This window comes from Gilliamella sp. B3892 (assembly GCF_026536305.1).
Classification (GTDB): Bacteria; Pseudomonadota; Gammaproteobacteria; order Enterobacterales; family Orbaceae; genus Gilliamella.
The window spans coordinates 601,824-611,519 of sequence record NZ_JAFNOK010000001.1; the positions used below are offsets into that span (position 1 = coordinate 601,824).

General features: G+C 37.2%; 10 protein-coding genes. 2 read left to right on the forward strand and 8 right to left on the reverse strand.

The features are described 5' to 3' along the window. The first annotated feature begins 70 nt into the window (after nt 1-70). Nucleotides 71-535, forward strand: a complete 465-nt coding sequence (locus J3U74_RS02625; RefSeq protein WP_267329136.1) for a YhcH/YjgK/YiaL family protein — start codon at nt 71-73, stop codon at nt 533-535. Between the two features lie 192 nt (nt 536-727). Here J3U74_RS02625 and J3U74_RS02630 read toward each other — a convergent pair whose 3' ends face one another. From J3U74_RS02630 to J3U74_RS02640, 3 genes are all read right to left on the reverse strand, one after another. Next, a complete protein-coding gene (locus tag J3U74_RS02630) occupies nt 728-1,273 on the reverse strand; it encodes an imm11 family protein (protein ID WP_267329135.1) in 546 nt (181 codons plus the stop codon). Nucleotides 1,274-1,559: 286 nt separating this feature from the next. Further along, nucleotides 1,560-2,150 carry an imm11 family protein gene (locus J3U74_RS02635; RefSeq protein WP_267329134.1) on the reverse strand — a complete coding sequence of 197 codons (591 nt, stop codon included), beginning with the start codon at nt 2,148-2,150 and terminating at the stop codon, nt 1,560-1,562. Nucleotides 2,151-2,419: 269 nt separating this feature from the next. Beyond that, complete coding sequence (locus J3U74_RS02640; RefSeq protein WP_267337932.1) at nt 2,420-2,878, reverse strand: hypothetical protein; 459 nt, start codon at nt 2,876-2,878, stop codon at nt 2,420-2,422. Nucleotides 2,879-3,074: 196 nt separating this feature from the next. Here J3U74_RS02640 and J3U74_RS12500 point away from each other — a divergent pair, with 196 nt between their 5' ends. Then, nucleotides 3,075-3,260 (forward strand): SymE family type I addiction module toxin, encoded by a 186-nt coding sequence (locus tag J3U74_RS12500; protein WP_416379765.1) that lies wholly within the window; start codon nt 3,075-3,077, stop codon nt 3,258-3,260. A 22-nt stretch (nt 3,261-3,282) separates the two neighbouring features. Here J3U74_RS12500 and J3U74_RS02645 read toward each other — a convergent pair whose 3' ends face one another. The 5 genes from J3U74_RS02645 to J3U74_RS02665 all read right to left on the reverse strand — a co-directional run. Next, nucleotides 3,283-3,690, reverse strand: coding sequence for a hypothetical protein (locus tag J3U74_RS02645; protein ID WP_267328907.1), 408 nt, complete (start codon nt 3,688-3,690; stop codon nt 3,283-3,285). Nucleotides 3,691-3,705: 15 nt separating this feature from the next. Continuing rightward, nucleotides 3,706-5,961: a VENN motif pre-toxin domain-containing protein gene (locus J3U74_RS02650; protein WP_267337933.1), complete on the reverse strand. Its 2,256-nt coding sequence runs from the start codon at nt 5,959-5,961 to the stop codon at nt 3,706-3,708. Between the two features lie 352 nt (nt 5,962-6,313). Then, nucleotides 6,314-6,631, reverse strand: a complete 318-nt coding sequence (locus tag J3U74_RS02655; RefSeq protein ID WP_267328777.1) for a hypothetical protein — start codon at nt 6,629-6,631, stop codon at nt 6,314-6,316. A gap of 550 nt (nt 6,632-7,181) precedes the next feature. After that, nucleotides 7,182-7,586, reverse strand: coding sequence for a hypothetical protein (locus tag J3U74_RS02660; protein WP_267328776.1), 405 nt, complete (start codon nt 7,584-7,586; stop codon nt 7,182-7,184). After that, nucleotides 7,583-9,696, reverse strand: a 2,114-nt coding sequence (locus tag J3U74_RS02665) for a VENN motif pre-toxin domain-containing protein (RefSeq protein ID WP_267364328.1), incomplete at its 5' end; no start/stop codon positions are given. The genes J3U74_RS02665 and J3U74_RS02660, both read right to left, overlap by 4 nt.

A 9,696-nucleotide genomic window follows, 5' to 3' on the forward strand; every position in this document is an offset into this window, starting at 1 on the left:
GTGCACTTATCGCATGATAGGTGCGCAACATTTTGACACTGTAGAATAATGCAGTATAAGGAGATGAAAGATGATTGCCGGTCACTTAAACAATCTAAAGTTAGCAACTTTACCAGATACATTATACTCAATATTATCGAGCGCTGAGCTAAGCTTGAATGCACTTCAAAATCAGGCTGACGGACGTTATCAAATGGAGGGAGAACAATGGTTTTACACCATTGGTGACGCTTGGACTTCACCTAGGCAGGAGCGGCACTGTGAATTTCATAAACAGTTTTTAGATATTCAATTAATCCTCAGAGGTGAAGAGATTATTGCCTACAGCCTGCTCGATGCCTCACATTTACCTTGTTATGAAAAGAAAACTGATTTGTTTATTGTTAATCAAGCCAGCTTAAATAACTTTATTCATTTAACCGAAGGTGAGTTTGTGACCTTTTATCCGGGCGAGCTACATCAAGCGCTATGTATGGTTGATGAACCTAAAAAAGTACGTAAAGCGGTGTTCAAGGTACCGATTGACATTATTTAACGGTTTACCCGTTTCAGTTACGGCTATTTTTTAGATTCATTAAATCTCTGTTTCTAAAGCAAGTGAAAATATACAACTTGCTTTATTAAAATTTATTGGTGTTTTTCACCTCTAATTCTCTAAATTTTTGCTGAATAAGATGCTGTGTATTTCGATATAAACTAACTTTATATCGAACCATGGTTAAGAATATTAATTTACTTCTAACGGTTTTCCGTCGGTTTCAATATTAATAAATTCCATACCAGTAGGGTTTACCGCTATGATGGCTTTGGCTAATGTTTCATGAAAAACGATGTGAAGCGATTCTCTTAATAAAAAAACTAATCTTTGTTCCAAAGGAATTTCATTTAAAATTTTTCTGTCCAAAATGAGTTTTTTTATAAAATATGTTCTTCTAGGCTTTTCATAATCGGATTTATCTTTATCTAAAGCCTCGATTATGTTGTCAGAAAGTAGACAAAAATAGTCCTTAATGAGTTTACCTTGTGGGGTTGTTAATTCAGTGTCAATAATTTTTATCCCTTTAGGCTTAAAGCTTTTAATGACATTGGCAATTTTATCGGTAATAAAAATCTCAGGACCTGACAAAAAATCAGACATAACGGGCTGAGAGGGTATAGTTCCATTAAATTCTAAATTTATTAAAGTCGGGTTTAAGTGATTATCACGATCGGTTATACGAAGCAATGGATAGGCTTGGTCTGATTTTCTTTGTATAAAATAATAATTTTCCATGTTTTATTTCTCTTTAACAGGTTGTATTTTTTGGGGGGGATAAAATAGATTTGCTGATTGTTGGTTAAAATAATAGCATGAAGTATGTTTTCTGAAGTGTTTATTTTTGTAATTATTTTACCTATCTATTATGTTTTTCAAAGTTTTGAATAACAAAATAAATAGGAGATTGGATTTAATCTCCTTCTATATGCTCTCTGTTGATATATTCATGAACGCTATTTGTTAGTCATATAACTGTTTAAATTGCGCTAAATGATAGGCTAATATTTGGCTCAGTAATGGCTTAAATATGCCAATCTTCTACTTTAATAAATTTTAAACCAGTTGGTTTAACAGTCATTAATGCTTCAACTATAGATCGGTGATAAAGCATTATTGTGTGATCTTCTCCTAATTTAAAAATTAATCTTTCTTCTAACGGAATATTTTTTAAAATATTTTCATCAAGCTTAAATTTATCGATAAAATAGCAATCATCCCCTTCGTCGAATTTAGAGTTTAGTTTATCCATTGCATTAATAATATTATAAATATGTATATAAAAGTAATCCTTAAAAATATCACCTTTATTACTTGTAATCATAGCTGGAATTAGTTGAATTCCAAATATATTGAGTGAAGACAATATTTTTTTTAACTTATCTGAGATTACTGATTCAGGTTGGGAAAAATAATCACCAATGACTGGGCTGGCAAAATAGGGTTCACTAAATGTAAATTCCATCACTTTCGGTTTGGGAATTTTTTCATTTTCGTAATCATATAGATATTCTTCCGTATGTTCCGAATCAGGATCACACATAATTAAGGGATAGGAATGACTTGGATTACGTTGTAGTACGTAATACTCAAGTTCGTCATTTGTACTATTCATGTTTCATATTCCTTTTATTTAATGTTATTGGTTTTTCATCATTATTGTTGAATTCAGTCTAATTTTCAATCAATATCATATTTGTTTATTAATTTAAATTAACTCAATAGTTTCTTTTAAATCTTGTAGTTGGCAGGGAATTTTGATCTCAATAACCATATTTACTTTTTTGAATATCAAATCGGTCGGTGGTGATTGTACAAAGAGAACTTTTATCAATTCAGATGATTTTTAGCATACTATCTATTTTACAACGTATTTCCTTTTTATTATTTTTCGATTGGTACCTTTCTACAATCCAGCCGGCACAAAAGTGCCAAGAAACACAGCTGGATTTTGTAATGTGTATAGGTTTTAAATGCTAAAAACCGAGTTATTTCATTACTAATAGATAATCGTGTACTACTGATAACATTATGTTGCTCCTGATTGACCTCCCGCTCAGTGCGCTGCGTGCCCACCATCACACTGACACCGATTGACGCCTGTTTTTGACCTTGCTGATTTTGCAGCTGCAAATCTTCAATCGCTTCAAGTGCGGTCAGCGCAGATTTAATCGATTGCAGGGCTAATAACTTATCATTGCCTTTCTCTTTCGCCCGCTCAACCGCTTTGGCCGCTTCATACATATCTGCTGCCGTACCGGTTAACGCAATGGTCAGTCCGGATTTCTCATAAGTGTACTGCTCGTTATAGGTGGTTTTGGCATCAAGTGCCTCGATAGCCACATTCTCACCGGTTAAGTTCACATCCTGTTTGGCAATAAGAAGTTATCGGAAGAAGATAAAACCTTGATCTAAAATATTTTTAGAAGAATTTTTAATCAAGAAGGAGATTAAATTACAGGCTAGATAAGACGGATAAGAAAGGCGCGTGGCAGTAACAAGCGACAACTTGCTACCACTACTTTCCACGCCCCAATGAGTGGTTTTATACCGTGGGTTACGTGCCACAAGGAACAAAACCCACCCCCAACTCACCATTAAAGGCAGGTGGCTGGAGCAGATAAGGTTTTATGTAGGCTGCCCTGTTATTATTAAGATTGAACAGGGCAAGTTGATTATTGAACTTGAAGTAAGTTTAAAAAGTAATAAAAGCCCCGCCGTTTAAGTGCTCGTAGTAGCTTAGGCAATCATTCGTCGATAGTTGATATGTTAAATCTATATTTATCAGGAAGGCAGCGAGGATAACTATCCAATATTACTCCCCAAGGAGTAAATTCTAAATAAAATTTACCGCTATTCCATAAACAGAGCTTACAGAGAACAAATATTTCTTTTAAGTGATTACACATTTCATTGTCATTTTCAGAATGCGCCTCATCCAAAACGGTTTTAAGATCATCCATTAACATATTAATATCTTGGGGCTCTTTAAATACAGAAGATGAAGCGTCATCAATATTCCATAGTATTTTGAATTTTCCTGATTCACCTTCTCTTTCTAAGTAACGCCCATTATTTTCGTGAAACGTTCGATATAATACTAAATCATCATCTTCATTATTTTCATGTATTTTTTTTAAATTAATCAGAGTCATAGTTATCCTTTTAAATTACAATTTACCCGGAAATGTGTTTATCAAATTCCCTTTCCTATCAGTGATAATAGTTATAACCGAAGTTTTATTTCCACTTTGATCAAAGCCTATTGGTTTACCTACATCTACTTGTCGTACAAATTTATTTGTTTCGACCTTTCCTCCTATTTGAATTGGATTATAAACAGGTTTATTAACAATATCAGGGCGTTGTAAAAGTGTTTTAACTTCATCAGTTCCAATTAGAAAGCGACTTTTATTTGGAACAGAGCTATCAGCACCATGTTTCCCCATGGCATACTCAAAACCTCTAATTTTTCCATTATCATAAGTAACATTTGCAACATTGACCCGAGATTGTGCCACTCCAGGTAAATCTGGAGTCACAAATTTATTTTTATCTATAATGATTTGAGTTGCATTCGTACCCTTACCAGCACCTTTATCACCATAACTTATTTGGTTAGGTGATTCAACATTAATTGTTTCAGTTGGTTTTTGGCTGTATTCACCTTCAGCATATTTCCAATTGTTTTTATTTATGTTTTGTTTTAAGGCATTATATTCATTAATTGCGGCATCTACTTTGGCTAAATCTGCCGCACTGATTTTACCTTTAACAACGCCTACGCCTTTAACGCCATAATATAAAGAAACAATTTCTGCAAATTTTTCTGCATACATGGCCGGCTCAAGTTTAGATGCCGCCTCCTCATAACTAATATTATTTTCTTTAGCATAGTTATTAATTGCATAAGTCCACTTATCAGGGGTGTAACTTTCTAAATAGCGGACAATTTTCTTATAATCATCTTGTAAATATTCACTGTAAGGGTAGCGCCCAAAATACATTTCATATTCTTCTTTAAAGGCTCTGAGTTTGGCTAATTGAGCCCCACAAGCAGCAGTGGTATTATTACCGCTACCGGCGCAAGCATCCAAAAATGCCTTATCATCTTTTTCATCGAGCTCTTTAAACTGTTTTACTTTATCTAAGTAATATGCTCTCTCTTCATCCGTCATTTCTTTGAAAGAAAGTTTACGTTCCAGTATTTTTTTGTCCCATGAATCTTGACGATTTAAAGCATTATTCTCAACCGCATTCTTCCCGGCAGCAATTGCCGCACCGGCAGCGCCGGTATCACCGCCACCGGCGGCAATCGCCAGACCGGCTGCCAGCTGGGCGAGGGCGCTGATGTTTTGTTTTTCAGCTTCGGTTAAGTCTTTAACATCTTTACCGTAGAGTTGTTCACGAATCAGTTTCGCCGCCAGCTCACCGGCAACCGCACCGACCCCACCGGCAATCGATGGACCACCTTGCAGCTCCGCAACAACGGCGCCGAGTATCGCATGGGCAATTAAGTTACCGGCGATATCATCGGTCACCCAGTTACCTTTTTCATCAGCATGACCGGTATGCAGTTTGATTTGCTCGGCAATCCACGGCGCACTAGCACCCGCCAGACTACCGGTAATATCACCGGTAATCACCCCGGTCACTATCGCCATAGCAGTATCAATCCCTTTACTGACATTACCGCCCATTGTGCCCAGATTTTTATCTTTATTGGCTTTTAGCTGAGCATCAACCAGCGCGTAATAAATGGAGTCTTCATTCGCGCTATAATATTGTTCAAATGAGGCGTATTTCGCTTTTTCCTCATCACTTAAATGTTTATATCGCTTTTCCGCTTCCGCCCGGGTTAACGCATCCTTATTTTTATCCACCTCTTTTTGTGCCTCAATGCGGTCATATTTCTTCACCACACTTTTAGCCTGTTGGGCAATATCTTTAATCAGCTCAACCGTCTCAATTTTATCCAGCTCTTTTTGCTTATCAAAAATCTGTTTGAGCGGATTATTGGCACTGTCCGTATCCCGGCTCAGGCCGTTAATATCCTGTTTTTGCTGGTCCTGATTGCGGATGATTAACTCGCCTTTTTCCACCGCTGATTTGGTGGTGCTTGAGTCACTGTCACTGTCTTTAAATGCCGTTGGCGCACCGGGACCGGCCGTGCCACCACTAATGGCAACATGGGTCACTTTAAAGTCAGCTTTATTTTTAATATCACTGAAGCTGATAGTGCCGGTATCAAGTTTGTTTTTATTTGTATCTTCCGCTTTCGAGGCAATCACGGCGCCTTTTAAGTCCGTGTTATTGCCGACCGTGATATCATAGCCGCCTTGACCGGCAAAGATACCCGACTGGTCAGTCACACTTGCCCATTTACTTTCCATTTCAGTGGCCGATAACGAGCCGTTCGCACTCACCCCACCATAACCGGCGGTGCCGCTGACCGAAGCACTGATTTTTTCATAATCATAATTATCGGTATCTTGCAGTGACTGAATAGAGGTAGGATATCATCTCAGTTTTACGAGAAGCTTAAGAATAAAGAATTAAATAAAATAAATTAGGTTAATAGTTAGGGGGGAAGAAACACATACTCGGCATTATTCAGAAATTATATTAGATAAACCAAGTATAAGGTAGCCACCGATCACAGCTGACCATTAAATCTCAGTAGAGCAAATTAATTATAGATAATTGCGATGCAGGTCTAGAAGGAGAAAAATAGATCCCTGAACACATTGGTGATAGGGATCTTTTATGACAATAGAACTAAACCTGAAAATCGCTCCGCTTGGATAGTTCTAAGAGCTCTTTTAAATAATGATGATATTGCTTACCTTTTTTCATTTTTGCGTATTCTTCAACAGCGATAATTCCATCATTTATAATTGAATTATCAATTCGAGAAATTTCAAGAGTAATAACAGACTTACCATTAATAAGATAAGTATATATGTCTTCACTTTGTTCTATCATGTGATATAAGCAACATGCTGAACCCAGTGTATCAAAAATTTTTTTTAAGTAAGGAATTACAATTTCTTGTTCCATTTTATTGAATTCGTCTATTAATTGATTCTTAGTCATTTTATTCTTCCTGGAGTTACTGTTACTAAATTACCTTTTTTATCAGTAAGTACCGTCATAGTATTTGTTGGTTTACCGCTAAATTTATCTATACCTATATTTTTATCTAATGTAATAACCCTCTCATAAAGAGTATCTGTCTGACCCGTGACCTTGTTATACGAAGATCTAGTACTGCTAATTGGAATTTTAGCCGTATCGGAACTATTTAGAATAGCCTTAACATCTGTTTCACTGATTGTAAATTGACTAGCATTCGTTTTACCTGAGAAATGGCGATTTTGTACATGAACCCAACCAGGTTCGATGTCACCAATCTTTACATTAATACGAGATTGAACAATAAGGTGCTCTAAATCAGTTTTAGCTATTGCATTAGTTACACCATTTGAGACTTTATATCCATTAGATACTGTTCCCGTTGGTTGTATGCTAGGCGATCGGTCATCATTAAAATTGAGCAGAACAAGTTGATTATTGAACTTGCTATGCAGATCTAAAAAAAGATAAAAGAAGGAACCCCAATTTGGTTAATTGGGGATCATGTTAGTTACGCTTTATGAATCACATAACGATCATTGTCTAATTCAGCTGAATCTAAAGTTATAGGCGTTTCAGAACCTTCAGGTGAAATCATTATCCATGTAAGAGGATTAGGACTATCGTCAGATATCAATCCTTTCATATGTAATATATTACATAGTTGCTTGGAAAGAAGGGTTGAATTATGTTCTAACGTACTATCTCTAATATAAATAGAACAGTTTAGCAAAAAGTCTCCCCCATCATATTGATTAATTATAGCCCAGATTTTTATATCTCCAGTAAATGGATCCGAGTCATAATCATCATCAACTACAACATTTTCACTTTGTATATTGAATATTATTGCCAGAGCTTTCTGTAATTCACTTTTACTAATTACCTTTTCTAATGCGATATCAAATCCACTCATTTTTGATTCCTTTTCCAAACATCGAGAGCAGCTTGTTTTGATTGATGAGAAAGTCCCATTTTATTTAAAATTTCATCTGCTTTTGATGTATTACCAAACTTTTTATAGATTCCTAGAGCATCAAAGGAACCACGATCTAAAGTAGTAAATCCATTTCCAGATATAGGTGCTAACGTACCATTAGCTTCTCTTTCATAAGTTCTACCATTAACAGTTATTTGATTTCCTTTAATTGTTGCTTGTCCATTTTTGATGGCCGCCATATCAGCATTGACATCAACAGATGAGTCAATAACTGTATTTTTATCTTTCTTTGTCGTCCCTTGCTTTATTTTATCAAAGTAATGGCGACTATTAGGTGAGTTAATATTAGATATCCATTCAGGTTGATTCTGTATTGCCCCCTTACCAGCATTAATTTGTTGCTCTTTCGCTACATGTTCACCAAATTTACTACTTTCGTTTGCTTTCTGATTGGCAGCCTGATTATCAAGTATTTTATCCTTAGTCTCTTTATAATTTCCACCACCTTGTTCAACATTTCCTTTTCCGTGTTGTAGCTCTAAGTCTGCTTTGTCTAATGGTTTATTGGCAGTAGGTCCCTTTCCGGTCTCCAAACTACCAATCTTAACTGGGGTCCATTTCCCGTCAATCCATTGTATAATCTTACCGCCTAAAGCAGCCGTTGCCGTTCCCGCAACAGTATAGAATGACGCTTCACCAACATCATGCCCAGTCATACTTGCTAAGTTAGTCAATGCTGTTTCAAAAGAATCTGCTGGGATCTCTTTATTTAACCATTCTCTTGGAATGCTTGCTATTTTCTTTCCAAACTCCCAAGCGTCATCTGCAATTTTTCCTAGTGAGTTGTCATCAATGTATCGAATAGCTTTATCGCCACCTTCAACAATGTTATCAACCAACTTGCCAGGCGCATTTTTCATTCCTTCCCATAAGGATTGAATTTTTGTGTCATCAGGATAATATCCAAAACTCAGATCATCTGGTGATGCACCATCAGTAACTATATTATAAAAATCACGATATCGATTATCTATCTCTTCCTGCAACCAATCTCTTCTTTCTAACTGACAAGTTGTATAGCCTTCACAATCCGCTATAATTTCTCGATATCTCTCAGCATACTCTTCTAACAATTGATTTTTATATTCTTGTAATGCTCTGATCTTTTCTTTATCAAGCTCATTTGTTTCTTTTACTACCTGCATTTGGCATTTTCTATCACCATTACAGGCTGCATATTTCTTGTCTGCTTCAGCAACATCCGCAGGGCTTAACAAATTATTCTCAACCGCATTCTTCCCGGCAGCAATCGCCGCACCGGCAGCGCCGGTATCACCGCCACCGGCGGCAATCGCCAGGCCGGCTGCCAGCTGGGCGAGGGCGCTGATGTTTTGTTTTTCAGCTTCGGTTAAGTCTTTAACGTCTTTACCGTAGAGTTGCTCACGAATCAGTTTCGCCGCCAGCTCACCGGCAACCGCACCGACCCCACCGGCAATCGATGGACCACCTTGCAGCTCCGCAACAACGGCGCCGAGTATCGCATGGGCAATTAAGTTACCGGCGATATCATCGGTCACCCAGTTACCTTTTTCATCAGCATGACCGGTATGCAGTTTAATTTGCTCGGCAATCCACGGCGCACTGGCACCCGCCAGACTACCGGTAATATCACCGGTAATCACCCCGGTCACTATCGCCATAGCGGTATCAATCCCTTTACTGACATTACCGCCCATTGTGCCCAGATTTTTATCTTTATTGGCTTTTAGCTGAGTATCAACCAGCGCATAATAAATGGAATCCTGATTCGCGCTATAATATTGTTCAAATGAGGCGTATTTCGCTTTTTCCTCATCACTTAAATGTTTATATTGCTTTTCCGCTTCCGCCCGGGTTAACGCATCCTTGTTTTTATCCACCTCTTTTTGTGCCTCAATGCGGTCATATTTCTTCACCACACTTTTAGCCTGCTGGGCAATATCTTTAATCAGCTCAACCGTCTCAATTTTATCCAGCTCTTTTTGCTTATCAAAAATCTGTTTGAGCGGATTATTGGCACTGTCCGTATCCCGGCTTAAGCCGTTAA

What these genes read in the sequence shown, in the direction of transcription:
- J3U74_RS02625 (WP_267329136.1), top strand. Translation starts at nt 71, where the DNA reads ATGATTGCCGGTCACTTAAACAATCTAAAGTTAGCAACTTTACCAGAT.
- J3U74_RS02630 (WP_267329135.1), bottom strand. Translation starts at nt 1,273, where the DNA reads ATGGAAAATTATTATTTTATACAAAGAAAATCAGACCAAGCCTATCCA.
- J3U74_RS02635 (WP_267329134.1), bottom strand. Translation starts at nt 2,150, where the DNA reads ATGAATAGTACAAATGACGAACTTGAGTATTACGTACTACAACGTAAT.
- J3U74_RS02645 (WP_267328907.1), bottom strand. Translation starts at nt 3,690, where the DNA reads ATGACTCTGATTAATTTAAAAAAAATACATGAAAATAATGAAGATGAT.
- J3U74_RS02655 (WP_267328777.1), bottom strand. Translation starts at nt 6,631, where the DNA reads ATGACTAAGAATCAATTAATAGACGAATTCAATAAAATGGAACAAGAA.
- J3U74_RS02660 (WP_267328776.1), bottom strand. Translation starts at nt 7,586, where the DNA reads ATGAGTGGATTTGATATCGCATTAGAAAAGGTAATTAGTAAAAGTGAA.